We start from the raw sequence: 24,796 nt of genomic DNA on the forward strand, positions 1-24,796 counted from the left end.
TGCGTCCGGTGTGGCACTCTCGGGCTCATGCGGCTCGACGGCGTCTGGCTCCGCTACCACAGGCACGGCCCCTGGGTGCTGCGGCAGGTCGACGTCGCGATCGGCCCGGGTGAGGCGGCTGTGGTGCTCGGCCGCAACGGCGCCGGCAAGTCCACGTTGCTCCAGCTCGCCGCCGGGGTGCTGCGCCCGAGCCGGGGCCGGGTCGCCGACCGCCCGCCGGTCGTCGGCTGGGTGCCGGAGCGCTTCCCCGCCGACCAGCCGTTCACCGTCGGGGCCTACCTGTCCGGGATGGGCCGCGTCGCCGGCCTGTCCGGCCCCGCCGCCGACCGGGCGGTGCGCCACTGGGTGGAGCGACTGGGCCTGACCCGCTTCCACGACGTGCGCCTGCCGCGGCTGTCGAAGGGCACCGCGCAGAAGGTCGGCCTGGCGCAGGCGCTGCTGCGCCCGCCCGGCCTGCTGGTGCTCGACGAGCCCTGGGAGAGCCTGGACGCCACCGCCCGCGAGTCGGTCCCCGAGATCATCGGCGAGGTGCTCGCCGACGGCGGCACCGTGCTGGTCAGCGACCACCGGGGTGAGACGGTCCGGCTCCCGGGCGCCCGGCACCTGTCGGTCGCCGACGGCACGGTGACCGAGGAGGCGTCGTCGGGCGGCGCGGCCGTCGCCGTGGTCGAGCTGGCGGTGCCGGCCGCCGCGCTGGCCGCCACCGTCGCCCGCCTGCGCACCGACGGCCACCAGATCCTTCGGGTACGCGAACACGCCGTCCCGCCTCCGGCCACGCACCCGGTGCCGGCCTCCGCCGGCCCGTCGAGCACCGGCGGGCCGGGCGGCGCGTCCGCCGCTGGTTCCCCGGACCGGGCCGGGGAGTCCGGCCGACCCGGGCCGGCGCCGGAGGTGGCCCGGTGATCGCGTTGGTCCGGCTGCGGCTGACCGGCTTCGTGCGTACCGGCCGGGCGCTGGCACCGGTCCTGGCCGGCCTGCTCGTCCTCGGCGTGCTCTACGGCGGTGGCCGGGCCCGGCCGGCGGAGGCCTACGGCGTCTCCGCCGTGGTGCTGTTCCCGGTGCTGGCCTGGCAGACGAAGATCCTGCTGGACGTGGAACCCGACGTGCAGCGCCGGATGGCTCGGGTGGTGGTCGGGCCGGCCCGGGAACGGGCGGCCGGGCTGCTCGCGGCAATGGCGGCGGGGCTCGCCGTGGTGCTCGTCGCGCTGGTGCTGCCGTGGCCGCTCGGTGGGGTGAGCGCCGCCGTCGGGCCGGGGGAGCGCCCGGTCCTCGTCGGGGTGGCGCTCGGGCTCTGGGCCCACCTGCTCGCTCTGCCGGCGGCGGTGGCGCTCGGCGCGCTGGCGAGCCGGGCCGTGACCCGCAGCGCCGGCTACGGGGTGGCCGTGCTGGTCACCGGCGCGGTCGGGGTCGTGGTGCTCGGGCTCTCCGGCTCGATCGCGCCGTGGCTGGTCCCGCCGGTGATGGCGACCGCGCGGGCGGTCACCGAGCCTGTCGCGGCCGGCGCCGGTGTGCTCCTCACCGGCTGGGCGGTGGCCTGGACGGCGGTGGCGCTGAGCGGCTACGCCTGGGCGCGTCGCACCCGGGCCTGAGCCGGGGTGACCGGGAGCACGTCGGGCGATTTGGTGCTGCGGCGCGCGTCGCGTAACCTGGTGCGGTAGTTCCACCCAAAGACCGCTGGTCACCGTGCTCCGGCACGGTCGAAGGTCCCGCGACGACGGGCGACCCGCGCAGGGCGGTAAGCGAAACTCGGTGTCACGCACGGTCCGCCGACTGTGCTCGTGTCCCCGGCCCTCGCCCCGTGCGCCCTGCGCCGGGGCTTTTTCGTTGTCGTGACGCCTCCGCCGCCGTCGTCGAGCCCTGGCTCGCCGCCGGCGTACCAGCTCCGAGTAACGAGAGAGGAGGGACATGGCGGACAAGCCGATCCGGGCCGACAAGGCCACGGCCGTCGCCGAGCTGACCGAGAGCTTCCGCAACGCGGGAGCGACCGTGCTGACCGAGTACCGCGGGCTCACGGTTTCCCAGCTCACCCAGCTGCGGCGCTCGCTCGGCAAGGAGACCAGCTACACGGTCGCGAAGAACACGCTTGCCAAGCGTGCCGCGTCCGATGCGGGCATCTCCGGCCTCGACGAGCTGTTCTCCGGTCCTACCGCGCTGACTTTCGTTTCGGGCGACGTCGTCGAGGCGGCGAAGGGGCTTCGCGACTTCGCGAAGGCCAACCCGAAGCTCGTCATCAAGGGCGGTGTCTTCGAGGGCAAGGCCATTTCCGCGGCCGAGGTCACGAAGCTCGCCGACCTGGAGTCCCGTGAGGTGCTGCTGGCCAAGCTGGCCGGCGCCATGAAGGGCAACCTGAGCAAGGCCGCGGCCCTGTTCCAGGCTCCGCTCTCCAAGGCCGCCCGCGCGGCGGCCGCCCTGGCGGACAAGAAGCGCGAGCAGGAGGGCGCCGAGGCGGCCTGAGGCCCTCCCGGCGCACCACGTTCTTAGTTTTCATTGCGAGAAAGGACGCCAGACATGGCGAAGCTCAGCACCGACGAGCTGCTCGACGCGTTCAAGGAGATGACGCTGATCGAGCTCTCCGAGTTCGTGAAGCAGTTCGAGGAGACCTTCGAGGTCACCGCCGCCGCTCCGGTCGCCGTGGCCGCGGGTGCCCCGGCCGCCGGCGGTGCCGCCGCTCCGGCCGAGGAGGAGAAGGACGAGTTCGACGTCATCCTCGAGGCTGACGGTGGCAAGAAGATCCAGGTCATCAAGGTCGTGCGCGAGCTGACCGGCCTGGGCCTCAAGGAGGCCAAGGACCTGGTCGAGGCCGCGCCGAAGGCCGTCCTGGAGAAGGCCAACAAGGAGACCGCCGAGAAGGCCAAGGCCAAGCTCGAGGGTGAGGGCGCCAAGGTCACCATGAAGTGACCTTGCTCCACCTGACGCGCGTCCGGCTCACGTGAGCCGGGGCACACCGCGTCGCGGCGGGCGGTGATCCGGGAGACCGGGTCACCGCCCGCCGTGTTGGTGTCCCCGCCGGCGGGACGGCGTGAGCAGGGCGTACAGCGGCCTCTCATCGGCCGGTCAGCGACGTCTGTCGGTAGCCCGTCGGTGGGAAAGACACCCCGAGCGGTAACCGGGCCTTGACGCGGCACCGGCCTGCCAGGCACGCTGAACATCAGCAAGACCTTCCGCGCTTGCAACGGCCGCCTCTCGGGTAAGGGCAACGGCAGCACCACGCCGCGGCTCCCGAGCGGACCGGCAGGAGCGTCGCGTTCCGAGCGGCCCGGTCGACCCGGTTTCCGAGGTCCCAGGGCTTGTTCCGCGACGACCTGCGGGGTGGGCTGGACAGCGGTTAGCCTCTCGGCTACACTGCTAGTTTGCGCTGCCTTCCGACTTGACCCCTGCTCGGAAATGTCCGATTGTGGATATTTCTGGTGGGGTCATTGGAGTGCACGCGTACCAGCCGTTCTGCAGCACCGGTCCTCGGAAGGACGCATCTTGGCAGCTTCCCGCCCTGCGAAGACCAGTCGTACGTCGAGCGCATTCGCGCCCCGCCGAGTTTCTTTCGGTCGGATCACCGAACACCTCGAGGTCCCCAACCTCCTCGCCATCCAGAACGAGTCCTTCGACTGGCTCGTCGGCAACGAGGCTTGGCAGGGCCGGTCGGCGGACGACCCGCACGCACGCTCGGGTCTCGCGGAGATCCTCGACGAGATCAGTCCCATTGAGGACTTCTCCGGCACCATGTCGCTCTCCTTCTCGGCTCCGCGCTTCGACGAGGTCAAGGCCTCGATCGAGGAGTGCAAGGAGAAGGACCTGACCTACTGCGCGCCGCTGTTCGTGACCGCGGAGTTCACCAACAACACCACTGGCGAGATCAAGAGCCAGACGGTGTTCATGGGTGACTTCCCGATGATGACGCCGAAGGGCACCTTCATCATCAACGGCACCGAGCGCGTCGTGGTCAGCCAGCTCGTCCGCTCGCCGGGCGTGTACTTCGACAAGCAGCCGGACAAGACCTCCGACCGCGACCTCTCCAGCGTCAAGGTCATCCCGAGCCGGGGTGCCTGGCTGGAGTTCGACATCGACAAGCGCGACACGGTCGGCGTTCGCATCGACCGCAAGCGCCGCCAGGCCGTCACCGTCCTGCTCAAGGCCATCGGGTGGTCCGCCGAGCGCATCCGTGAGAAGTTCGGCTGGTCCGAGCTCATGATGACCACGCTCGAGAAGGACCACATCGCCGGCCAGGACGAGGCCCTGCTCGACATCTACCGGAAGCTCCGCCCTGGCGAGCCGCCGACCCGTGAGAACGCCCAGACCCTGCTCGACAACCTCTTCTTCAACCCGAAGCGGTACGACGTCGCCAAGGTCGGGCGCTACAAGTTCAACAAGAAGCTCGAGCTGGACGTGCCGATCACCACCGGCACGCTCACCGAGGACGACATCGTCGCCACCGTGGAGTACCTCTGCCGGCTGCACGCCGGTGAGGAGGGCTACGAGGCCGACGACATCGACCACTTCGGCAACCGTCGCCTGCGTACCGTGGGCGAGCTGATCCAGAACCAGGTCCGGGTGGGTCTCTCCCGGATGGAGCGGGTCGTCCGCGAGCGGATGACCACCCAGGACGTCGAGGCGATCACGCCGCAGACCCTGATCAACATCCGCCCGGTGGTGGCGGCGATCAAGGAGTTCTTCGGTACGTCGCAGCTGTCCCAGTTCATGGACCAGACCAACCCGCTGGCGGGTCTGACCCACCGGCGCCGGCTGAGCGCGCTCGGCCCGGGTGGTCTGTCCCGTGAGCGGGCCGGCTTCGAGGTCCGGGACGTGCACCCGTCCCACTACGGCCGGATGTGCCCGATCGAGACGCCGGAAGGCCCGAACATCGGCCTGATCGGCGCGCTGTCCACGTTCGCCCGGGTCAACCCGTTCGGCTTCATCGAGACGCCGTACCGGAAGGTCATCGACGGCCGGGTCACCGACCAGATCGACTACCTGACCGCGGACGAGGAGGACCGGTTCGTCAAGGCGCAGGCCAACGCCCCGCTGAAGTCGGACGGCACCTTCGCCGAGGACCGCGTCCTGGTCCGCCGTAAGGGCGGCGAGACCGAGGACGTCCCGCCGGGCGCCGTGGACTACATGGACGTGTCGCCGCGGCAGATGACCTCGGTCGCCACCGCGATGATCCCGTTCCTCGAGCACGACGACGCGAACCGCGCGCTCATGGGCGCGAACATGCAGCGTCAGGCGGTGCCGCTGGTCAAGGCCGAGGCCCCGCTGGTCGGTACGGGCATGGAGTACCGCGCCGCGGTGGACGCCGGTGACGTGGTCGTCGCCGAGGTCGGCGGTGTGGTCGAGGACCTGTGCGCGGACTACATCACCGTTCACCAGGACGACGGCCACCGCCGTACGTACCTGCTGCACAAGTTCCGCCGCTCCAACGCCGGCTCCTGCGTCAACCAGAAGCCGGTCGTCTTCGAGGGCGACCGTGTCGAGGCCGGCCAGGTCATCGCCGACGGTCCGTGCACCGACGAGGGCGAGATGGCGCTCGGGCGCAACCTGCTCGTGGCGTTCATGTGCTGGGAGGGCCACAACTACGAGGACGCGATCATCCTGTCGCAGCGCCTCGTGCAGCAGGACGTGCTCACCTCGATCCACATCGAGGAGCACGAGGTCGACGCCCGGGACACCAAGCTGGGCCCGGAGGAGATCACCCGCGACATCCCGAACGTCAGCGAGGAGATGCTCGCCGACCTCGACGAGCGCGGCATCATCCGGATCGGCGCCGAGGTCGTCCCCGGCGACATCCTGGTCGGCAAGGTCACGCCGAAGGGCGAGACCGAGCTGACCCCCGAGGAGCGGCTGCTCCGCGCGATCTTCGGTGAGAAGGCGCGCGAGGTTCGTGACACCTCGCTGAAGGTGCCGCACGGCGAGACCGGCACGGTCATCGGTGTGCGTACCTTCTCCCGCGAGGACGGCGACGAGCTGCCCCCGGGCGTCAACGAGCTGGTGCGGGTCTACGTGGCCCAGAAGCGCAAGATCCAGGACGGTGACAAGCTCGCGGGCCGCCACGGCAACAAGGGCGTCATCTCCAAGATCCTGCCGATCGAGGACATGCCGTTCCTGGAGGACGGCACCCCGGTCGACATCGTGCTGAACCCGCTCGGTGTGCCGTCCCGGATGAACATCGGCCAGGTCCTGGAGACCCACCTCGGGTGGGTGGCCAAGACCGGCTGGAGCGTGGACGGCGACGACGAGGAGTGGAAGCGTCAGCTCCGTTCGATCGAGGCGCACGAGTCCGAGCCGGACACCAACGTGGCCACTCCGGTCTTCGACGGTGCCCGCGAGGAGGAGATCTCCGGTCTGCTCGCGTCGACCCTGCCCAACCGGGACGGCAAGCAGCTGATCGGTCGCACGGGTAAGGCGCAGCTGTTCGACGGTCGCTCCGGCGAGCCGCTGCCGGACCCGATCGCGGTCGGCTACGTCTACATCCTGAAGCTCAACCACCTGGTCGACGACAAGATCCACGCCCGGTCGACCGGCCCGTACTCGATGATCACGCAGCAGCCGCTGGGTGGTAAGGCGCAGTTCGGTGGCCAGCGCTTCGGTGAGATGGAGTGCTGGGCCATGCAGGCGTACGGCGCCGCCTACGCCCTGCAGGAGCTGCTGACCATCAAGTCCGACGACGTCCTGGGCCGGGTCAAGGTCTACGAGGCGATCGTCAAGGGCGAGAACATCCCCGAGCCGGGCATCCCGGAGTCGTTCAAGGTGCTGCTCAAGGAGCTGCAGTCGCTGTGCCTCAACGTCGAGGTGCTCTCCAGCGACGGTGTGGCCCTGGAGATGCGCGAGACCGACGACGAGGTGTTCCGGGCGGCGGAGGAGCTGGGCATCGACCTGTCCCGGCGCGAGCCGAGCTCGGTCGAAGAGGTCTGAGGTGGTGATCCGGGGCAGGGTCACCCTGCCCCGGATCCCACTCGTTAGCTAGCAGTACAGACGACGACATAGGGGACATAGTGCTCGACGTCAACTTCTTCGACGAGCTGCGCATCGGCCTCGCCACCGCTGACGACATCCGTCAGTGGTCCCACGGCGAGGTCAAGAAGCCCGAGACCATCAACTACCGCACCCTCAAGCCGGAGAAGGACGGGCTCTTCTGCGAGAAGATCTTCGGTCCGCAGCGGGACTGGGAGTGCTACTGCGGTAAGTACAAGCGGGTCCGCTTCAAGGGCATCATCTGCGAGCGCTGCGGCGTCGAGGTGACCCGCTCCAAGGTTCGCCGGGAGCGGATGGGTCACATCGAGCTGGCCGCTCCGGTGACCCACATCTGGTACTTCAAGGGCGTGCCGAGCCGGCTGGGCTACCTGCTGGACCTCGCCCCGAAGGACCTCGAGAAGATCATCTACTTCGCCTCGTACGTCGTGACGAGCGTGGACGCCGAAGCGCGTCACCGCGACCTCTCGACCATCGAGAACGAGATCCTGGCCGAGAAGCGGCAGGCCGAGAACAGCCGCGACTCGGAGATCGAGAAGCGGGCCGCCAAGCTGGAGGCCGACCTGGCCGAGCTGGAGGCCGAGGGCGCGAAGGCGGACGTCCGGCGCAAGGTCAAGGAGGGCGGAGAGCGCGAGATGCGCCAGATCCGCGACCGGGCCCAGCGCGAGATCGACCGCCTCGACGAGGTCCTCGACACCTTCCGCAAGCTGGAGCCGAAGCAGTTGGTCACCGACGAGCTGCTCTACCGCGAGCTGCGCGACCGCTTCGGTGAGTACTTCACCGGCAGCATGGGCGCCGAGGCGATCAAGGCCCTGGTCCAGAACATGGACCTGGAGGCCGAGGCCGAGAACCTCCGCGAGACCATCCGCTCCGGCAAGGGCCAGCGGAAGATCCGGGCGCTCAAGCGGCTCAAGGTCGTCGCGGCGTTCCAGAACACCCGCAACTCGCCGCTCGGCATGGTGCTGGACTGCGTCCCGGTCATCCCGCCGGACCTGCGCCCGATGGTGCAGCTCGACGGTGGCCGCTTCGCGACCTCCGACCTGAACGACCTGTACCGGCGTGTGATCAACCGGAACAACCGCCTCAAGCGGCTGATCGACCTCGGCGCGCCCGAGATCATCGTCAACAACGAGAAGCGGATGCTCCAGGAGGCCGTCGACGCGCTGTTCGACAACGGCCGTCGCGGTCGTCCGGTCACCGGCCCGGGTAACCGGCCGCTGAAGTCGCTGTCCGACATGCTCAAGGGCAAGCAGGGCCGGTTCCGCCAGAACCTGCTGGGCAAGCGCGTCGACTACTCCGGCCGTTCGGTCATCGTGGTCGGCCCGAAGCTCAAGCTGCACCAGTGCGGCCTGCCCAAGCAGATGGCGCTGGAGCTGTTCAAGCCGTTCGTGATGAAGCGGCTGGTCGACCTCAACCACGCGCAGAACATCAAGTCCGCCAAGCGGATGGTCGAGCGGCAGCGGCCGGTCGTGTGGGACGTGCTGGAAGAGGTCATCGGCGAGCACCCGGTTCTGCTGAACCGCGCGCCGACCCTGCACCGTCTGGGCATCCAGGCCTTCGAGCCGCAGCTGGTCGAGGGCAAGGCCATCCAGATCCACCCGCTGGTCTGCACCGCGTTCAACGCCGACTTCGACGGTGACCAGATGGCGGTCCACGTGCCGCTGTCCGCCGAGGCCCAGGCCGAGGCGCGGATCCTGATGCTGTCGTCGAACAACATCCTCAAGCCGGCCGACGGCAAGCCGGTCACCATGCCCACCCAGGACATGGTCATCGGTCTCTACCACCTGACCCACCTCACTCCGGGCGGCAAGGGCGAGGGCCGGGTGTTCAGCTCGGACGCCGAGGCGCGGATGGCGTACGACAACGGCGAGCTGCACCTGCAGGCTCCGGTCCGGATCCGGCTGCGTGACGTGGTCGGTGTGGACAACGGCGCCGGCGCCGAGCCCTGGACCCCCGCCGAGGGCTGGACCGAGGGCGAGCCGGTGACGGTGGAGACCACGCTGGGCCGGGTCCTGTTCAACGAGACGCTGCCCCCGGGCTACCGCTTCGTGAACTACGAGATCCGCAAGGGCCAGCTCTCCGCGATCGTCAACGACCTCGCCGAGCGGTTCCCGAAGGTGGCCCTGGCGGCCACCCTGGACGGGCTCAAGGAGGCCGGCTTCCACTGGGCCACCTGGTCCGGCGTCACCATCGGCATGGAGGACGTCATCGCTCCGCCGCGCAAGCGGGAGATCCTGGAGCGGTACGAGAAGGAAGCCGACCGGATCGACAAGCAGTACCAGCGTGGTCTGATGACCGCCGAGGAGCGTCGCGGCGAGCTCATCGAGATCTGGACCAAGGCGACCAACGAGGTCGCCAAGGAGATGGACACCGCGCTGCCGCAGGAGAACCCGCTGTGGAAGATGATCAACTCGGGTGCCCGCGGTAACCTGCTCCAGCTCCGGCAGATCGCGGCGATCCGTGGTCTGGTGGCCAACCCGAAGGGCGAGATCATCCCGCGGCCGATCAAGGCCTCGTACCGGGAGGGTCTGTCCGTGCTGGAGTACTTCATCTCCACGCACGGTGCCCGCAAGGGTCTCGCGGACACCGCCCTGCGTACCGCCGACTCGGGTTACCTGACCCGGCGTCTGGTGGACGTCTCGCAGGACGTCATCATCCGCGAGGAGGACTGCGGCACCGACCGTGCCATCCCGATGCAGATCGGTGAGCGGATCGACGGCAAGCTGGTCGTGCACGAGCACGCCGAGACCAGCGTGCACGCCCGGACGCTGGCCGACGACATCAAGGGGCCGGACGGCACCGTGGTGGCCCACCGTGGCCAGGACGTCAACTCCATCCTGGTCGACGCGATCGTCGCCGCCGGCACCGAGACGGTGCGGGTGCGCAGCGTGCTCACCTGCGAGTCGAAGCTGGGCGTCTGCGGTGCGTGCTACGGCCGCTCGCTGCCGACCGGCAAGACCGTGGACGTCGGCGAGGCGGTCGGCATCATCGCCGCCCAGTCGATCGGTGAGCCGGGTACGCAGCTGACGATGCGTACCTTCCACACCGGTGGTGTCGCGGGTGAGGACATCACCCAGGGTCTGCCCCGTGTCCAGGAGATCTTCGAGGCCCGGGTGCCGAAGGGTAAGGCGCCCATCGCCGACACCCCGGGTCGCATCCGGATCGAGGACGGCGAGCGGTCCCGCAAGATCGTGGTCATCCCGGACGACGGCAGCGACGAGATCGTCTACGACAAGATCTCGAAGCGGGTCCGGCTCCGGGCGCACGACGGCGACCACGTCGAGGTCGGCGAGAAGCTCACCGAGGGCACCATCGACCCGCACGAGCTGCTGCGCATCCTCGGCCCGCGCGCGGTCCAGGTCCACCTGACCCAGGAGGTCCAGGAGGTCTACCGCTCGCAGGGTGTGCTCATCCACGACAAGCACATCGAGATCATCATCCGCCAGATGCTCAAGCGGGTGACGGTGATCGACTCCGGCTCGACCGAGTTCCTGCCGGGTGTGCTGGTCGACCGGGCGCTGTTCGAGTCGGAGAACCGCCGGCTCGTCGGCGAGGGTGGCGAGCCCGCCGCCGGTCGCCCGGTGCTGATGGGTATCACCAAGGCCTCGCTGGCCACTGACTCCTGGCTGTCGGCGGCCTCCTTCCAGGAGACCACCCGGGTGCTGACGGACGCGGCGATCCACGCCCGCAGCGACTCGCTGATCGGCCTCAAGGAGAACGTGATCATCGGTAAGCTCATCCCGGCCGGTACGGGCATCAGCAAGTACCGCAACGTCCGGGTCGAGCCGACCGAGGAGGCGAAGGCCAAGGTCTACTCGATGACCGGCTACCCGGAGACCGACTACGGCTTCGGGCCGGCCAGCGGCCAGGCGGTTCCGCTGGACGACTTCGACTTCGGGTCGTACCGCTAAGCAGTAGGGAACGACGAGGCCCCCGGCATCCGCCGGGGGCCTCGTCGCGTCCGGAGTGCCGGGACCGGGGGAGCGGATCCGGGGCATGATGGAGGCATGACGACCGTGCCCGGGCAGGCGCCCGTCGTGCCGCAGGCGTACCGCCATCCGCACGACCCGGAGCCGGTCCGCTCCACCAAGGCCCGTGCCGTCTTCGCGCTCGGCCTGATCGGCGCGCTCACCGGTCTGTTCCTCGGCGGGGCGGTGCCGGCCACGATCGCGCTCGTGCTGGCCCGGCAGGCCCGCCGCGAGGCGTACGCGTCGGGTGGATATCTCACCGGCGCGGACTGGCTGCGCCGCGGCGAGCAGCTGGCGCGGACCGGACTGGTGCTGACGGCGACCGCGCTGGTCGCGGCGGTGGTGATCGGCGTGGTACGGCACGCGGACGCCTCGTTCGGCCACGACTTCGCGCCGAACTTCGACTGACCCGGTGGGGGAGCGGGCCCGCGCCCGCACACCCCGGGGTGATCGGCGACGGTAGCCTGGCCGGTGTCCGCCACGCGGCGGGCGCGTGTGGACAGGAGGACCCCGTGACGGAACCGGCCGCGCCGGGAGGCGAACCGCCCCGCCCCGGGCCGTACCCGCCGGGTCCCGCGTCCGTGCCGGTGCATCACCCGGCGTACGGGGCGTACCCGGGGAATCCGCCCGCCCACGGCGGCGGATGGCCGGCACCGGGGAGCGCGCCCGGCCACGGCGGCTGGGGTCCGCACGGCGGGCCGGGGCTCCCGCCGCCGCCGGCCGAGGCGCCGCGGCCGCCGAGGCGGGTCGACGCGGTGCCGGGTACGCCGTTCGGCGTGGTCCACCTCGACGTGCCGCCGGTCACCTCGGGTCTGGCCATCGGGTCGCTCGTCGCCGGCATCGCCGCGATCGGGGTGTCGCTGCTGGTGGTGTGCGTCGGTCTGGCCGCCCGGAACTACGGCGGCGCCTGGGCGGCGGGCGCGTTCACGGTGCTCGGCGCGCTGATCGGCATCGGCGCGGTGGTGGCCGGGCTGCTGGCCCGGCGGCAGATCCGGCGGCAGGCGCCGCCACCGGCGGTCCGGTTCACCGGTGCCCGCCTGGCCGTGGCGGGCATCTCCTGCGGCGCGGCCGGCCTGCTGTTCGGCCTGATCGGGCTCGCCCTGGCCCTCGTGGTGCAGATCACGTGACGGCACCGCTGCGACGTCTGTGGCCGGTGACCTGGCTTGGGGTGTTTGTCCGGGTGCCCGAACGCCGGGCGGTCTCGGGGCCGCCGGGTCGCACGGCGGACGAGCCGGTACACTTGTCACTGTAGGTGCCCATCGTTGGCGCATCGGCGACCCGGAGACCGGGCGGCGGACCGCGGAGCGGTCCCTCCCCGACCCATCCGTTTTGACCGGCGCGGCTGTGGTAGGTACTCTTTCCCCTTGTGCCCGGGCCCGCCCGGGCAATGCGTGCGTGCGCTGGAACCGGTAAGCCGGTGATCGCGCGGTCGCACCACCAAGACCAGAACATCCGGTACGACGCGTCAGCGGCCGGCACCGGGACCGTGACTCGGGCGACACGCCCGACCGCGGGTGCTGGGGTGCCGTCAGGCGGCCCTGGTTGGAATGTAAGAGAGCCGCCCATCCGGGACGGCTGGAGCAGACGGCGCGGTCGCCTCGCAGCGGCCGAAGGGAGCGGAGAAACCCGGTGCCCACCATTCAGCAGTTGGTCCGAAAGGGCCGTCAGGCCAAGACGACCAAGACCAAGACCCCGGCGCTCAAGGGGTCTCCCCAGCGGCGCGGCGTGTGCACCCGTGTGTACACCACCACCCCGAAGAAGCCGAACTCGGCGCTGCGCAAGGTCGCTCGTGTCAAGCTCAGCAGCCAGATCGAGGTGACCGCCTACATCCCGGGCGTCGGCCACAACCTGCAGGAGCACTCGATCGTGCTCGTCCGCGGCGGTCGTGTGAAGGACCTGCCGGGCGTGCGGTACAAGATCGTGCGCGGCTCGCTGGACACCCAGGGTGTCCGCAACCGCAAGCAGGCTCGCAGCCGTTACGGCGCGAAGAAGGAGAAGAGCTGACATGCCGCGTAAGGGACCCGCTCCGCGGAAGCCGCTGGTCGCTGACCCGGTGTACAACTCGCCGCTGGTCACCCAGCTGGTGAACAAGATCCTGCTGCGCGGCAAGCGTCAGCTCGCCGAGCGCATCGTGTACGCCGCCCTGGAGGGCTGCCGCGAGAAGTCCGGCACCGACCCCGTCGTCACGCTCAAGCGCGCGATGGACAACGTCAAGCCGACCCTCGAGGTGCGCAGCCGCCGCGTCGGTGGCGCCACCTACCAGGTTCCGGTCGAGGTCCGGCCGTCCCGCGCGACCACCCTCGGTCTGCGCTGGCTGGTGACCTACTCCCGCGCCCGGCGCGAGAAGACCATGGTCGAGCGGCTGATGAACGAGCTGCTGGACGCGAGCAACGGCCTCGGTGCCGCCGTCAAGCGGCGCGAGGACACGCACAAGATGGCCGAGTCGAACAAGGCCTTCGCGCACTACCGCTGGTAACACCTGAGGTTCCGGCGCCGGCCGGCGCCGGAACCGCCACCAGTTGTGTCGAGACGACGATAAGTAGGGATTGAAGTGGCCGCCGCAGACGCGCTCGCCAACGTACGCAACATCGGCATCATGGCCCACATCGATGCCGGTAAGACCACTACCACCGAGCGAATCCTGTTCTACACCGGCATCACGTACAAGATCGGTGAGGTCCACGAGGGCGCCGCCGTCATGGACTGGATGGAGCAGGAGCAGGAGCGCGGTATCACCATCACTTCCGCCGCCACCAAGTGCGAGTGGAAGGGCCACACGATCCAGATCATCGACACGCCCGGCCACGTCGACTTCACGGTCGAGGTGGAGCGGTCGCTGCGCGTGCTGGACGGTGCGGTCGCGGTCTACGACGGCGTGGCCGGCGTGGAGCCCCAGACGGAGAACGTCTGGCGGCAGGCGGACAAGTACAACGTCCCCCGGATGTGCTTCGTCAACAAGCTCGACCGGACCGGCGCCGACTTCTTCCGCTGCGTGCAGATGATGATCGACCGGCTCAACGCCACCCCGCTGGTCCTCCAGATCCCGATCGGCGCCGAGTCCGACTTCATCGGCGTGGTCGACCTGGTCGAGATGCGCGCGCTCACCTGGCGCGGCGAGACCCAGAAGGGTGAGGACTACGCGGTCGAGGAGATCCCGGCCGACCTCGCCGACTCCGCCGCGGAGTGGCGCGAGAAGCTGATGGAGACCCTCGCCGACGTCGACGACTCGGTGATGGAGAAGTACCTCGAGGGCGAGGAGATCTCGGCCGACGAGATCAAGGCCGCCATCCGCCGGGCCACCATCGCCGGCAAGGCCAACCCGGTCCTCACCGGTACCGCCTTCAAGAACAAGGGCATCCAGCCGATGCTGGACGCGGTCGTCGCGTACCTGCCCTCGCCGCTGGACATCCCGGCGATCGAGGGTACGGCCACCGACGGCGAGACCCCGCTGCAGCGGAAGCCCTCGGTCTCCGAGCCGTTCTCCGGCCTGGCCTTCAAGATCCAGACCGACAAGCACCTCGGCAAGCTGACGTACGTCCGGATCTACTCCGGCACGCTCGAGTCCGGTTCTCAGGTGATCAACTCCACCAAGGACCGCAAGGAGCGGATCGGCAAGATCTACCAGATGCACGCCAACAAGCGGGAGGAGCGCAGCTCCGCCCAGGCCGGCGACATCATCGCGGTGCAGGGTCTGAAGCAGACCACCACCGGTGACACCCTGTGCGACCCGGCGAACCCGGTCATCCTGGAGTCGATGACCTTCCCGGAGCCGGTCATCGAGGTGGCCATCGAGCCGAAGACCAAGGCCGACCAGGAGAAGCTCAGCACCGCCATCCAGCGGCTGGCCGAGGAGGACCCGACCTTCCGCGTCAAGCTGGACGACCAGACCGGTCAGACGGTCATCTCCGGCATGGGCGAGCTGCACCTGGACATCCTGGTCGACCGGATGCGCCGCGAGTTCAACGTCGAGGCGAACATCGGTAAGCCGCAGGTGGCGTACCGCGAGACCATCCGCCGCAAGGTGGAGAAGGTCGAGTACACCCACAAGAAGCAGACCGGTGGTTCCGGCCAGTACGCCCGCGTGATCATCAGCGTGGAGCCGCTGCCGCTCGGTAACGACGCACCGACCTACGAGTTCGCCAACGCCGTGACCGGTGGCCGCATCCCCCGGGAGTTCATCCCCTCGGTGGACGCGGGTGCGCAGGACGCCATGCAGTACGGCATCCTCGCCGGCTTCCCCCTGGTGGGCGTCAAGCTCACCCTGGTGGACGGCCAGTACCACGAGGTCGACTCGTCGGAAATGGCGTTCAAGATCGCCGGCTCGATGGCGATGAAGGAGGCGGCCCGCAAGGCCGACCCCGCTCTCCTCGAGCCGATGATGGCCGTTGAAGTCACCACTCCGGAGGAGAACATGGGTGACGTCATCGGCGACCTCAACTCCCGGCGTGGCATCATCCAGGCGATGGAGGAGCGCAGCGGCGCTCGCGTCGTCCGGGCCCTGGTGCCGCTGTCGGAGATGTTCGGCTACGTCGGCGACCTGCGGTCGAAGACCCAGGGCCGGGCTAGCTACAGCATGCAGTTCGACTCCTACGCCGAGGTTCCGGCCTCGGTGGCCAAGGAGATCATCGCCAAGTCGACGGGTGAGTGACACTCACCCTCGGCTGATCCGATGACGCGAGGGCGGTCGCGGGAGGGTTCTCCCGCCCGCGGCCACCTCGATCGGATTGCGTGAGACCGGGCCTGTAGGCTTCATCGCCGCAGAACCCACAAAAGCTCTCCGGCCTTCCGGCCGGAAAGGCTGTCGACAGAGTCCTAAGCGCCGCACGGCGCGCCGGGCGAACGAACCAAGAAAGTCCACAGGAGGACACCAGTGGCGAAGGCGAAGTTCGAGCGGACTAAGCCGCACGTCAACATCGGCACCATTGGTCACATCGACCACGGTAAGACGACGCTGACGGCGGCCATCACCAAGGTCCTGCACGACCAGTACCCGGACCTGAACCCGTACACGCCGTTCGACGAGATCGACAAGGCGCCGGAGGAGAAGGCCCGCGGCATCACGATCTCCATCGCGCACGTCGAGTACCAGACCGAGGCGCGTCACTACGCGCACGTCGACTGCCCCGGTCACGCCGACTACATCAAGAACATGATCACCGGTGCCGCGCAGATGGACGGCGCGATCCTGGTGGTGGCGGCGACCGACGGCCCGATGCCGCAGACCCGCGAGCACGTGCTGCTGGCCCGTCAGGTCGGTGTGCCGTACATCGTCGTGGCGCTCAACAAGAGCGACATGGTCGACGACGAGGAGCTCCTGGAGCTCGTCGAGCTCGAGGTCCGTGAGCTGCTCTCCTCGCAGGAGTACCCGGGTGACGACCTGCCGGTCGTCCGGGTCTCGGCGCTGAAGGCCCTCGAGGGCGACCCGGAGTGGACCGGGAAGCTCATGGACCTGATGAACGCCGTGGACACCGCGATCCCGCAGCCGGAGCGCGAGACCGAGAAGCCGTTCCTCATGCCCATCGAGGACGTCTTCACCATCACCGGTCGCGGCACCGTGGTCACCGGTCGCGCCGAGCGCGGCATCCTCAAGCCGAACGAGGAGGTGGAGATCGTCGGCATCCGCGAGAAGTCGATGAAGACCACCTGCACCGGCATCGAGATGTTCCGCAAGCTGCTCGACGAGGCCCGCGCGGGCGAGAACGTCGGTCTGCTGCTGCGCGGCATCAAGCGCGAGGACGTCGAGCGCGGCATGGTCGTCATCAAGCCGGGCACCACGACCCCGCACACGGAGTTCGAGGCGACGGTCTACATCCTCTCCAAGGAGGAGGGCGGCCGGCACACCCCGTTCTTCCAGAACTACCGCCCGCAGTTCTACTTCCGGACCACGGACGTCACCGGCGTCGTCACGCTGCCCGAGGGCACCGAGATGGTCATGCCGGGCGACAACACCTCGATGACGGTGAAGCTGATCCAGCCCATCGCCATGGAGGAGAACCTGAAGTTCGCGATCCGCGAGGGTGGTCGTACGGTCGGCGCGGGTCGCGTCACCAAGATCATCAAGTGAGCTGGGTAACCCCGATTAGCGTCGCCGCCGGTCGTGCGGCATACTAGTCAGGTTGCGTAACGACAGTCGGTCGCCTGCGTCCGGTTAACGCTGGACCTCCGGGAGTCAGACTGTCTCGCGTAGGGTGGTTGATCGCCATCGGCGGTCAACCACCCTCGCGCGGCGTCCAGGTCGCGGTTCCCCGCGATCGGCGCCATGACCCACCGCGTGGTCAGAGAATCGCTCCGGAGTCCCGGGGCGGAGCCTGGCCCACGGGCGCGACACGCCCGACCGCGGGGGTCGGCGGAAGTGGGCCTGTGCCAGCCGGTGCAGGCGCCCGCAACACAGCGGCATCGAGAGAAGGAACAGAAGCCACCATGGCGGGACAGAAGATCCGCATCCGGCTCAAGGCCTATGACCACGAGGTCGTCGACTCCTCGGCTCGGAAGATCGTCGAGACGGTGACGCGTACCGGGGCGCAGGTCGCTGGCCCGGTGCCGCTGCCCACGGAGATCAACCGTTTCTGCGTCATCCGCTCGCCGCACAAGTACAAGGACTCGCGCGAGCACTTCGAGATGCGTACGCACAAGCGTCTGATCGACATCATCGACCCGACCCCGAAGACGGTCGACTCGCTCATGCGCCTCGACCTGCCGGCTGGCGTCGACATCGAGATCAAGCTGTAGGGACCGGACAAATGGACAGGCAAGTCAAGGGGATCCTGGGCGCCAAGCTCGGCATGACCCAGGTCTGGGACAACAACAAGGTTGTGCCCGTGACCGTGGTTCAGGCCGGCCCGTGCGTCGTGAGCCAGGTTCGTAGCGCCGACAAGGACGGCTACTCCGCGGTCCAGCTGGCGTACGGGGTCATCGACCCGCGCAAGGTCAAGAAGCCGGTCGCCGGGCACTACGCCAAGGCGGACGTCGCGCCGCGCCGGCACATCGTCGAGCTGCGCACCTCCGACGCCGCGGACTACGCGCCGGGCCAGGAGGTCACGGTCGAGGAGTTCCCGGCCGGCGCCGTGATCGACGTGACCGGCAAGACCAAGGGCAAGGGCTACGCCGGCCCGATGAAGCGGCACGGCTTCCACGGTCTGCGTGCCAGCCACGGTGTCGAGCGCAAGCACCGCTCGCCCGGCTCGATCGGCGCCTGCGCGACCCCGGGTCGCGTCTTCAAGGGCACCCGGATGGCGGGCCGGATGGGTGGCGTGCGCTACACCGTCCAGAACCTGACCGTCCAGGCGGTCGACACCGAGAACAACCTCCTGCTCGTCCGCGGCGCCATTCCCGGCCCGAAGGGCGCGCTGGTCCTGGTCCGTACCGCGGCCAAGGCGAAGGTGAAGAAGGGCGGTGCGGCCAAGTGACCACCGTTGACGTGATCAACGTCGAAGGCGCCAAGAGCGGCTCCGTGGAGCTGCCGGCCGACATCTTCGACGCGCAGGCCAACATCGCCCTGATGCACCAGGTCGTGGTGGCCCAGCTCGCGGCGGCCCGCCAGGGCACGCACAAGACGAAGACCCGCGGCGAGGTCTCCGGTGGAGGCAAGAAGCCGTACAAGCAGAAGGGCACCGGTCGTGCCCGCCAGGGCTCGACCCGCGCGCCGCAGTTCGCCGGCGGTGGCGTGGTCCACGGCCCGCAGCCGCGCGACTACAGCCAGCGCACCCCCAAGAAGATGAAGGCTGCCGCTCTGCGTGGCGCCCTCTCGGACCGGGCCCGCGCCGGCCAGGTGCACGTCGTCGAGGCGTTCGTCTCCGGCGAGAAGCCGTCCACCAAGGCGGCCCTCGCCACGCTGACCAAGCTGACCCAGGCCCGTCGGGTCCTGGTCGTGCTGAGCAGCACCGACGAGCTGAACTGGGTGTCGCTGCGGAACCTGCGCAACGCGCGGGACAGCCGGGTGCACCTGATCGAGGCCGGCCAGCTCAACACCTACGACGTGCTGGTGGCCGACGACGTGGTCTTCACCAAGGAGGCCCTGGACGAGTTCCTGGGCGTTCCCGCCGAGACCACCGAGGAGGATGGCAAGTGAGCACGATCGCCGATCCGCGTGACGTCATCGTCGCGCCGGTCGTCTCGGAGAAGAGCTACAGCGAGCTGAACCGTAACTGGTACACCTTCCTGGTGCACCCGGACGCCAACAAGACCGAGATCAAGATCGCTATCCAGCAGATCTTCAACGTCCGCGTCCTGACGGTCAACACGCTCAACCGCGAGGGCAAGCGCAAGCGGACCCGTACCGGGTTCGGCAAGCGCAAGGACACCAAGCGCGCGATGGTGAAGCTGGCTGACGGTGACCGTATCGAGGCCTTCGGCGGCCCGGTCAGCTGAGGGGTGTAGACAATGGCTATCCGTAAGTACAAGCCGACGACGCCGGGCCGGCGTGGCTCGAGCGTTGCCGACTTCGCCGAGATCACCCGGTCGACGCCGGAGAAGTCGCTGCTGGCTCCGCTGCCGAAGAAGGGCGGACGCAACGCCCACGGCCGGATCACCACGCGGCACCACGGTGGCGGTCACAAGCGCCAGTACCGTCTGATCGACTTCAAGCGGGTCGACAAGGACGGCGTGCCGGCGAAGGTCGCCCACATCGAGTACGACCCGAACCGCACCGCGCGCATCGCGCTGCTGCACTACGCCGACGGCGAGAAGCGCTACATCATCGCGCCGAAGGACCTGAAGCAGGGCGACCGCGTCGAGTCCGGTCCGGGCGCCGACATCAAGCCGGGCAACAACCTGCCGCTGCGCAACATCCCGGTCGGTACCACCATCCACAACGTGGAGCTGCGTCCGGGCGGCGGGGCCAAGCTGGCCCGCTCGGCCGGCGTCGGCATCCAGCTGCTCGGCCGTGAGGGCGCGTACGCGACCCTCCGCATGCCGTCCGGTGAGATCCGGCGCGTGGACGTGCGCTGCCGCGCCAGCATCGGCGAGATCGGCAACGCCGACCAGTCGAACATCAACTGGGGTAAGGCCGGCCGTATGCGGTGGAAGGGCAAGCGCCCGACCGTCCGTGGTGTCGCGATGAACCCGGTCGACCACCCGCACGGTGGTGGTGAGGGTAAGACCTCCGGTGGTCGCCACCCGGTCAACCCGCAGGGTAAGCCCGAGGGCCGCACCCGTCGTAAGGGCCAGCCGAGCGACCGGCTGATCGTCCGCCGCCGCTACGCCACGCGTAAGCGCGGCTGAGGGAGATAAGACATGCCTCGCAGCCTGAAGAAGGGCCCGTTCGTCGACGACCACCTGCTCAAGAAGGTGGAGACGCAGAACGACAAGGGCTCGAAGAACGTCATCAAGACCTGGTCGCGCCGCTCGACGATCATCCCGGAGATGCTGGGTCACACGATCGCCGTGCACGACGGACGTAAGCACGTCCCGGTCTTCGTGACCGAGGCCATGGTCGGGCACAAGCTCGGCGAGTTCGCGCTGACCCGCACGTTCAAGGGTCACGAGAAGGACGACCGGAAGAGCCGCCGGCGCTGACGCCGCGGGCATACGGATAGAGGAACAAGGGGTTACAGCGATGCCAGGAAAGGGCGACGCTCCGGTGCTTCCGGGCGCGCGGGCGGTTGCGCGGCACGTGCGCATCTCGCCGATGAAGGCGCGCCGGGTGGTCAACCTCGTCCGCGGCCTGCCCGCGAAGGAGGCGCTCACGGTGCTGCAGTTCGCGCCGCAGGCTGCGAGCGAGCAGGTGTACAAGGTGCTCGCGAGCGCGATCGCCAACGCGGAGAACAACGAGCGGCTGGACCCCGACGCGCTGCTCGTCAGCGAGGCGTTCGTCGACGAGGGCCCGACCATGAAGCGGTTCCGGCCGCGGGCGCAGGGCCGGGCGTACCGGATCCGCAAGCGCACGTGCCACATCACCGTGGCGGTCGAGGCGGTGGCGCCGGCCGCGCCGAAGAAGTCGGCGAAGAAGGCCGCTCCGGCCAAGCCGGCCGCTGAGGAGCAGAGCACGACGGAGGGTGCCGAGTAATGGGTCAGAAGGTTCACCCGACCGGGTTCCGGCTCGGCATCTCGACCGACTGGAAGTCCCGCTGGTTCGCGGACAAGCTCTACAAGGACTACATCGGCGAGGACGTCAAGATCCGCCGCATGATGTCCAAGGGCCTCGAGCGCGCCGGCATCTCCAAGGTCGACATCGAGCGCACCCGGGACCGGGTCCGCGTCGACATCCACACCGCCCGGCCGGGCATCGTCATCGGCCGTAAGGGTGCGGAGGCCGACCGGATCCGCGGCGAGCTGGAGAAGCTCACCGGCAAGCAGGTCCAGCTGAACATCATCGAGGTGAAGAACCCCGAGTCGGACGCGCAGCTGGTCGCCCAGGGCGTCGCCGAGCAGCTGTCCAGCCGGGTCAGCTTCCGTCGGGCCATGCGCAAGGCGATGCAGTCCGCCATGAAGAACCCCGCCTGCAAGGGCATCCGGGTTCAGGTCTCGGGCCGTCTGGGCGGCGCCGAGATGAGCCGGACCGAGTTCTACCGCGAGGGCCGGGTTCCGCTGCACACGCTGCGGGCCAACATCGAGTACGGCTTCTTCGAGGCCCGTACCACCTTCGGCCGGATCGGCGTGAAGGTCTGGATCTACAAGGGCGACGCCGTCCCGGGCCGCGAGGCCCCGGCCGAGGCCGCCCCGTCGCGCGGCCCGCGCCGTGACCGTGGCGACCGGCCGGACCGGCCGCGCCGTGGCCGCTCGGGCTCGTCCGGTACGACCGCCGGTGGCACCGAGGCCGGCCGCGCTGCCGCGACGACCATCGCGCAGCAGGCGGAGACGCCGGCCGGTGAGCCCGTCGACAGCAGCGCTGTCGCCGCAGCCGCGACCCAGCCGGCAGAACAGCAGCAGGAGGGCTGACAGATGCTGATGCCGCGCAAGCCCCCGAAGGGCTTCCGCAAGCCGCACCACCCGGACCGCAGTGGCGCGTCCAAGGGTGGTAACCGGGTGGTGTTCGGCGAGTTCGGGATCCAGGCTCTCGAGCCGGCGTACGTGACCAACCGCCAGATCGAGTCGGCGCGTATCGCGATGACCCGCCACATCAAGCGTGGCGGCAAGGTCTGGATCACGATCTTCCCGGACCAGGCCCTCACCAAGAAGCCGGCCGAAACCCGGATGGGTTCCGGTAAGGGTTCGCCCGAGTGGTGGGTCGCCAACGTGAAGCCGGGGCGGGTTCTCTTCGAGATGTCCTTCCCCAACGAGCAGATCGCGCGAGAGGCGATGCGTCGCGCGATCCACAAGCTCCCGATGAAGTGCCGCATTGTTACGCGCGAAGTGGGTGAATCCTGATGGCAGCGGGCGTCAAGCCCTCCGAGCTGCGTGAGCTCTCCGAGGAGGAGCTGGTCACGAAGTTGCGCGAGGCTAAGGCGGAGCTGTTCAACCTCCGCGTGCAGGCCGCAACCGGGCAGCTGGACAACAACCGGCGGCTGCAGGTCATCCGTCGGGAGATCGCCCGGATCTACACGATCATGCGTGAGCGTGAGCTGGGTCTCTCGGCCGCGCCGACTGAGGTGACTGCATCATGAGTGAGAACACCACCGCCCCCGCGCGGTCCCGCCGCAAGGTTCGCGAGGGCCTCGTGGTCAGCGACAAGATGGACAAGACCGTCGTGGTCGAGGTCGAGGACCGCGTCAAGCACGCGCTCTACGGCAAGATCATGCGCCGTACGAGCAAGCTGAAGGTGCACGACGAGCAGAACTCGGCCGGCATCGGCGACCGGGTCCTGATCATGGAGACCCGGCCGCTGTCCGCCACCAAGCGCTGGCGGCTCGTGGAGATCCTCGAGAAGGCCAAGTAGCGAAGGCTCGAGCTCGGCCGGGTCTCGGTCGGGCGCAGGTTCCGCCAGGCTCCGGCCGCCCCGAGCGGCCGGAGAACCGGCAGACATAGGAGATAGACGTGATTCAGCAGGAGTCGCGACTGCGCGTCGCCGACAACACGGGTGCCCGGGAGATCCTGTGCATCCGGGTGCTCGGCGGCTCCGGTCGGCGCTACGCGAGCATCGGCGACGTCATCGTGGCGACCGTCAAGGACGCGATCCCCGGTGCCGGTGTGAAGAAGGGCGACGTCGTCAAGGCCGTCGTCGTTCGGACCGCCAAGGAGAAGCGGCGGCCGGACGGGTCGTACATCCGCTTCGACGAGAACGCCGCCGTCATCATCAAGGACGGTGGGGACCCGCGCGGTACCCGCATCTTCGGCCCGGTGGGCCGGGAGCTGCGGGACAAGCGGTTCATGAAGATCATCTCTCTCGCGCCGGAGGTGTTGTGACCGTGAAGGTCAAGAAGGGCGACACGGTCGTCGTCATCGCCGGCAAGGACAAGGGTGCCAAGGGCAAGGTCATCGCGGCCTACCCGCGGCAGGACAAGGTCCTGGTCGAGGGCGTGAACCGGGTCAAGAAGCACACCCGTATCAGCACCACCCAGCGTGGCGCCAAGACCGGTGGCATCGTCACCCAGGAGGCCCCGATCCACGTCTCGAACGTGATGGTCCTGGACTCCGACGGCAAGCCGACCCGCGTCGGCTACCGGATCGACGACAACGGCCAGAAGGTCCGCATCGCGCGTAGCACCGGTAAGGACCTCTGATGACCACGGCTACCGAAACCAAGACCCTGCCGCGCCTCAAGGAGCGGTACCGCAACGAGGTGGTGGCCGAGCTGCAGAAGCAGTTCGAGTTCGCCAACCCGATGCAGGTGCCGCGGCTGGTCAAGATCGTCGTCAACATGGGTGTCGGCGAGGCCGCTCGCGACGCCAAGCTGATCGACGGGGCCGTTCGCGACCTGGCCACCATCACCGGCCAGAAGCCGCAGGTTCGGCGGGCCACCAAGTCCATCGCGCAGTTCAAGCTCCGCGAGGGCATGCCGATCGGCGCGAAGGTCACCCTCCGCGGCGACCGGATGTGGGAGTTCCTGGACCGGCTGCTCTCGATCGCGCTGCCGCGTATCCGTGACTTCCGCGGCCTGGACGGGCGCAAGCTCGACGGGCACGGCAACTACACGTTCGGTCTGACCGAGCAGTCGGTGTTCCACGAGATCGACCAGGACAAGATCGATCGCCAGCGGGGCATGGACATCACGGTGGTCACGACCGCCACGACCGACGACGAGGGCCGGGCGCTGCTCAAGCTCCTGGGCTTCCCGTTCAAGGAGAACTGAGATGGCCAAGAAGGCGCTGATCCTCAAGGCGGCCGCGAAGCCGAAGTTCTCGGTTCGCGCGTACACCCGCTGCCAGCGGTGCGGGCGTCCGAAGGCGGTCTACCGCAAGTTCGGTCTCTGCCGGGTGTGCATCCGGGAGATGGCCCACCGCGGTGAGCTGCCCGGCGTGTCCAAGGCTTCCTGGTAATAGCCCGGCGCGCTCCGGCGCGTCAGCTGAACTGTCTCTTCGCCGTAGGCCCCGGGCCTGGCCCGGGGAACCCCGGCGAGAAAGGTTGACGAGTTTTCATGACGATGACCGACCCGATCGCAGACATGCTCACGCGTCTGCGTAACGCCAACCAGGCGTACCACGACCGGGTGACGATGCCGTACTCGAAGATCAAGGCGAACATCGCCGAGGTCCTCAAGGCCGAGGGTTACATCGCCACCTGGTCGGTCGAGGAGCCCGAGGAGGGCGCCGTCGGCAAGCGACTGGTCGTCGAGCTGAAGTACGGCCAGAACCGCGAGCGGAGCCTGGCCGGCATCAAGCGCGTGTCCAAGCCCGGTCTCCGGGTGTACGCCAAGTCGGACGGGCTCCCGCGGGTGCTCGGCGGGCTGGGCGTGGCGATCATTTCGACGTCCCAGGGGCTGCTCACCGACCGGCAGGCCCGCAAGCGGAGCGTTGGCGGGGAAGTCCTCGCCTTCGTCTGGTAACGGGAGACAG

General features: G+C 69.0%; 28 protein-coding genes. All 28 read left to right on the forward strand.

The features are described from left to right. Positions 1-27 precede the first annotated feature (27 nt). Positions 28-903 carry an ATP-binding cassette domain-containing protein gene (locus O7604_RS12770; protein WP_281579731.1) on the forward strand — a complete coding sequence of 292 codons (876 nt, stop codon included), beginning with the start codon at positions 28-30 and terminating at the stop codon, positions 901-903. After that, entirely contained in the window at positions 900-1,589 is a 690-nt protein-coding gene (locus O7604_RS12775; protein WP_281579732.1) for a hypothetical protein, read from the forward strand. The genes O7604_RS12770 and O7604_RS12775 overlap by 4 nt, the downstream gene beginning before the upstream one ends. A 316-nt stretch (positions 1,590-1,905) precedes the next feature. Next, the gene (rplJ, locus tag O7604_RS12780) at positions 1,906-2,454 is read left to right on the forward strand and encodes a 50S ribosomal protein L10 (protein WP_269703996.1); all 549 of its coding nucleotides are present in this window, start codon (positions 1,906-1,908) and stop codon (positions 2,452-2,454) included. A gap of 54 nt (positions 2,455-2,508) precedes the next feature. After that, the gene (rplL, locus tag O7604_RS12785) at positions 2,509-2,898 is read left to right on the forward strand and encodes a 50S ribosomal protein L7/L12 (protein WP_269703998.1); all 390 of its coding nucleotides are present in this window, start codon (positions 2,509-2,511) and stop codon (positions 2,896-2,898) included. 573 nt (positions 2,899-3,471) lie between these two features. Beyond that, a complete protein-coding gene (locus O7604_RS12790) occupies positions 3,472-6,903 on the forward strand; it encodes a DNA-directed RNA polymerase subunit beta (RefSeq protein WP_073828954.1) in 3,432 nt (1,143 codons plus the stop codon). An 80-nt stretch (positions 6,904-6,983) separates the two neighbouring features. Continuing rightward, entirely contained in the window at positions 6,984-10,871 is a 3,888-nt protein-coding gene (locus O7604_RS12795) for a DNA-directed RNA polymerase subunit beta' (protein ID WP_269704000.1), read from the forward strand. Positions 10,872-10,967: 96 nt separating this feature from the next. Next, a complete protein-coding gene (locus O7604_RS12800) occupies positions 10,968-11,336 on the forward strand; it encodes a hypothetical protein (RefSeq protein WP_269704001.1) in 369 nt (122 codons plus the stop codon). Positions 11,337-11,683: 347 nt separating this feature from the next. Further along, positions 11,684-12,055 (forward strand): hypothetical protein, encoded by a 372-nt coding sequence (locus O7604_RS12805; protein WP_269706991.1) that lies wholly within the window; start codon positions 11,684-11,686, stop codon positions 12,053-12,055. Between the two features lie 502 nt (positions 12,056-12,557). Then, a complete protein-coding gene (gene rpsL, locus O7604_RS12810) occupies positions 12,558-12,932 on the forward strand; it encodes a 30S ribosomal protein S12 (RefSeq protein WP_007465318.1) in 375 nt (124 codons plus the stop codon). Between the two features lies 1 nt (position 12,933). Continuing rightward, positions 12,934-13,404, forward strand: a complete 471-nt coding sequence (gene rpsG / locus O7604_RS12815; protein WP_013288637.1) for a 30S ribosomal protein S7 — start codon at positions 12,934-12,936, stop codon at positions 13,402-13,404. A 75-nt stretch (positions 13,405-13,479) separates the two neighbouring features. After that, positions 13,480-15,576: an elongation factor G gene (gene fusA / locus O7604_RS12820; RefSeq protein WP_269704002.1), complete on the forward strand. Its 2,097-nt coding sequence runs from the start codon at positions 13,480-13,482 to the stop codon at positions 15,574-15,576. Positions 15,577-15,798: 222 nt separating this feature from the next. Further along, on the forward strand, positions 15,799-16,992 hold the full coding sequence (gene tuf, locus O7604_RS12825; protein WP_269704003.1) for an elongation factor Tu: 1,194 nt from the start codon (positions 15,799-15,801) through the stop codon (positions 16,990-16,992). A gap of 356 nt (positions 16,993-17,348) precedes the next feature. Then, on the forward strand, positions 17,349-17,657 hold the full coding sequence (gene rpsJ, locus O7604_RS12830; RefSeq protein WP_007073037.1) for a 30S ribosomal protein S10: 309 nt from the start codon (positions 17,349-17,351) through the stop codon (positions 17,655-17,657). Positions 17,658-17,668: 11 nt separating this feature from the next. Next, positions 17,669-18,334, forward strand: a complete 666-nt coding sequence (gene rplC / locus O7604_RS12835; RefSeq protein WP_073828947.1) for a 50S ribosomal protein L3 — start codon at positions 17,669-17,671, stop codon at positions 18,332-18,334. Then, entirely contained in the window at positions 18,331-18,996 is a 666-nt protein-coding gene (gene rplD / locus O7604_RS12840) for a 50S ribosomal protein L4 (RefSeq protein WP_174536579.1), read from the forward strand. Before rplC ends, rplD begins: the two co-directional genes overlap by 4 nt. Beyond that, positions 18,993-19,295 (forward strand): 50S ribosomal protein L23, encoded by a 303-nt coding sequence (gene rplW, locus O7604_RS12845; protein ID WP_013288632.1) that lies wholly within the window; start codon positions 18,993-18,995, stop codon positions 19,293-19,295. The genes rplD and rplW overlap by 4 nt, the downstream gene beginning before the upstream one ends. Before the next feature lie 12 nt (positions 19,296-19,307). Further along, complete coding sequence (gene rplB, locus O7604_RS12850) at positions 19,308-20,147, forward strand: 50S ribosomal protein L2 (protein ID WP_013288631.1); 840 nt, start codon at positions 19,308-19,310, stop codon at positions 20,145-20,147. A 12-nt stretch (positions 20,148-20,159) separates the two neighbouring features. Then, the gene (gene rpsS / locus O7604_RS12855; protein ID WP_007073032.1) at positions 20,160-20,441 is read left to right on the forward strand and encodes a 30S ribosomal protein S19; all 282 of its coding nucleotides are present in this window, start codon (positions 20,160-20,162) and stop codon (positions 20,439-20,441) included. 40 nt (positions 20,442-20,481) lie between these two features. Next, complete coding sequence (gene rplV, locus O7604_RS12860; RefSeq protein WP_018784552.1) at positions 20,482-20,931, forward strand: 50S ribosomal protein L22; 450 nt, start codon at positions 20,482-20,484, stop codon at positions 20,929-20,931. Beyond that, a complete protein-coding gene (gene rpsC, locus O7604_RS12865) occupies positions 20,931-21,803 on the forward strand; it encodes a 30S ribosomal protein S3 (RefSeq protein WP_194801424.1) in 873 nt (290 codons plus the stop codon). Before rplV ends, rpsC begins: the two co-directional genes overlap by 1 nt. 3 nt (positions 21,804-21,806) lie before the next feature. After that, positions 21,807-22,232 carry a 50S ribosomal protein L16 gene (gene rplP, locus O7604_RS12870; RefSeq protein WP_007465292.1) on the forward strand — a complete coding sequence of 142 codons (426 nt, stop codon included), beginning with the start codon at positions 21,807-21,809 and terminating at the stop codon, positions 22,230-22,232. Next, positions 22,232-22,468 (forward strand): 50S ribosomal protein L29, encoded by a 237-nt coding sequence (gene rpmC / locus O7604_RS12875; protein ID WP_013288628.1) that lies wholly within the window; start codon positions 22,232-22,234, stop codon positions 22,466-22,468. Before rplP ends, rpmC begins: the two co-directional genes overlap by 1 nt. Then, positions 22,465-22,740, forward strand: coding sequence for a 30S ribosomal protein S17 (rpsQ, locus tag O7604_RS12880; RefSeq protein WP_013288627.1), 276 nt, complete (start codon positions 22,465-22,467; stop codon positions 22,738-22,740). Before rpmC ends, rpsQ begins: the two co-directional genes overlap by 4 nt. Positions 22,741-22,838: 98 nt before the next feature. Beyond that, positions 22,839-23,207 carry a 50S ribosomal protein L14 gene (rplN, locus tag O7604_RS12885; protein ID WP_007073026.1) on the forward strand — a complete coding sequence of 123 codons (369 nt, stop codon included), beginning with the start codon at positions 22,839-22,841 and terminating at the stop codon, positions 23,205-23,207. Continuing rightward, a complete protein-coding gene (gene rplX, locus O7604_RS12890) occupies positions 23,204-23,524 on the forward strand; it encodes a 50S ribosomal protein L24 (protein WP_013288626.1) in 321 nt (106 codons plus the stop codon). The genes rplN and rplX overlap by 4 nt, the downstream gene beginning before the upstream one ends. After that, positions 23,524-24,093: a 50S ribosomal protein L5 gene (gene rplE / locus O7604_RS12895; RefSeq protein ID WP_018784556.1), complete on the forward strand. Its 570-nt coding sequence runs from the start codon at positions 23,524-23,526 to the stop codon at positions 24,091-24,093. Before rplX ends, rplE begins: the two co-directional genes overlap by 1 nt. 1 nt (position 24,094) lies before the next feature. Beyond that, positions 24,095-24,280, forward strand: coding sequence for a type Z 30S ribosomal protein S14 (locus tag O7604_RS12900; RefSeq protein WP_007073023.1), 186 nt, complete (start codon positions 24,095-24,097; stop codon positions 24,278-24,280). 98 nt (positions 24,281-24,378) lie between these two features. After that, positions 24,379-24,786, forward strand: coding sequence for a 30S ribosomal protein S8 (gene rpsH, locus O7604_RS12905; protein ID WP_013288624.1), 408 nt, complete (start codon positions 24,379-24,381; stop codon positions 24,784-24,786). Positions 24,787-24,796: the final 10 nt, after the last annotated feature.

The sequence above is a fragment of the Micromonospora sp. WMMA1947 genome (genome assembly GCF_027497355.1).
Classification (GTDB): Bacteria; Actinomycetota; Actinomycetes; order Mycobacteriales; family Micromonosporaceae; genus Micromonospora.

Coding starts and splice junctions, on each gene's coding strand:
- O7604_RS12770 (WP_281579731.1), top strand. CDS start 28: ATGCGGCTCGACGGCGTCTGGCTCCGCTACCACAGGCACGGCCCCTGG.
- rplJ (WP_269703996.1), top strand. CDS start 1,906: ATGGCGGACAAGCCGATCCGGGCCGACAAGGCCACGGCCGTCGCCGAG.
- rplL (WP_269703998.1), top strand. CDS start 2,509: ATGGCGAAGCTCAGCACCGACGAGCTGCTCGACGCGTTCAAGGAGATG.
- O7604_RS12800 (WP_269704001.1), top strand. CDS start 10,968: ATGACGACCGTGCCCGGGCAGGCGCCCGTCGTGCCGCAGGCGTACCGC.
- rpsG (WP_013288637.1), top strand. CDS start 12,934: ATGCCGCGTAAGGGACCCGCTCCGCGGAAGCCGCTGGTCGCTGACCCG.
- rpsJ (WP_007073037.1), top strand. CDS start 17,349: ATGGCGGGACAGAAGATCCGCATCCGGCTCAAGGCCTATGACCACGAG.
- rplC (WP_073828947.1), top strand. CDS start 17,669: ATGGACAGGCAAGTCAAGGGGATCCTGGGCGCCAAGCTCGGCATGACC.
- rplB (WP_013288631.1), top strand. CDS start 19,308: ATGGCTATCCGTAAGTACAAGCCGACGACGCCGGGCCGGCGTGGCTCG.
- rpsS (WP_007073032.1), top strand. CDS start 20,160: ATGCCTCGCAGCCTGAAGAAGGGCCCGTTCGTCGACGACCACCTGCTC.
- rplV (WP_018784552.1), top strand. CDS start 20,482: ATGCCAGGAAAGGGCGACGCTCCGGTGCTTCCGGGCGCGCGGGCGGTT.
- rpsC (WP_194801424.1), top strand. CDS start 20,931: ATGGGTCAGAAGGTTCACCCGACCGGGTTCCGGCTCGGCATCTCGACC.
- rplP (WP_007465292.1), top strand. CDS start 21,807: ATGCTGATGCCGCGCAAGCCCCCGAAGGGCTTCCGCAAGCCGCACCAC.
- rpmC (WP_013288628.1), top strand. CDS start 22,232: ATGGCAGCGGGCGTCAAGCCCTCCGAGCTGCGTGAGCTCTCCGAGGAG.
- rpsQ (WP_013288627.1), top strand. CDS start 22,465: ATGAGTGAGAACACCACCGCCCCCGCGCGGTCCCGCCGCAAGGTTCGC.
- rplE (WP_018784556.1), top strand. CDS start 23,524: ATGACCACGGCTACCGAAACCAAGACCCTGCCGCGCCTCAAGGAGCGG.
- O7604_RS12900 (WP_007073023.1), top strand. CDS start 24,095: ATGGCCAAGAAGGCGCTGATCCTCAAGGCGGCCGCGAAGCCGAAGTTC.
- rpsH (WP_013288624.1), top strand. CDS start 24,379: ATGACGATGACCGACCCGATCGCAGACATGCTCACGCGTCTGCGTAAC.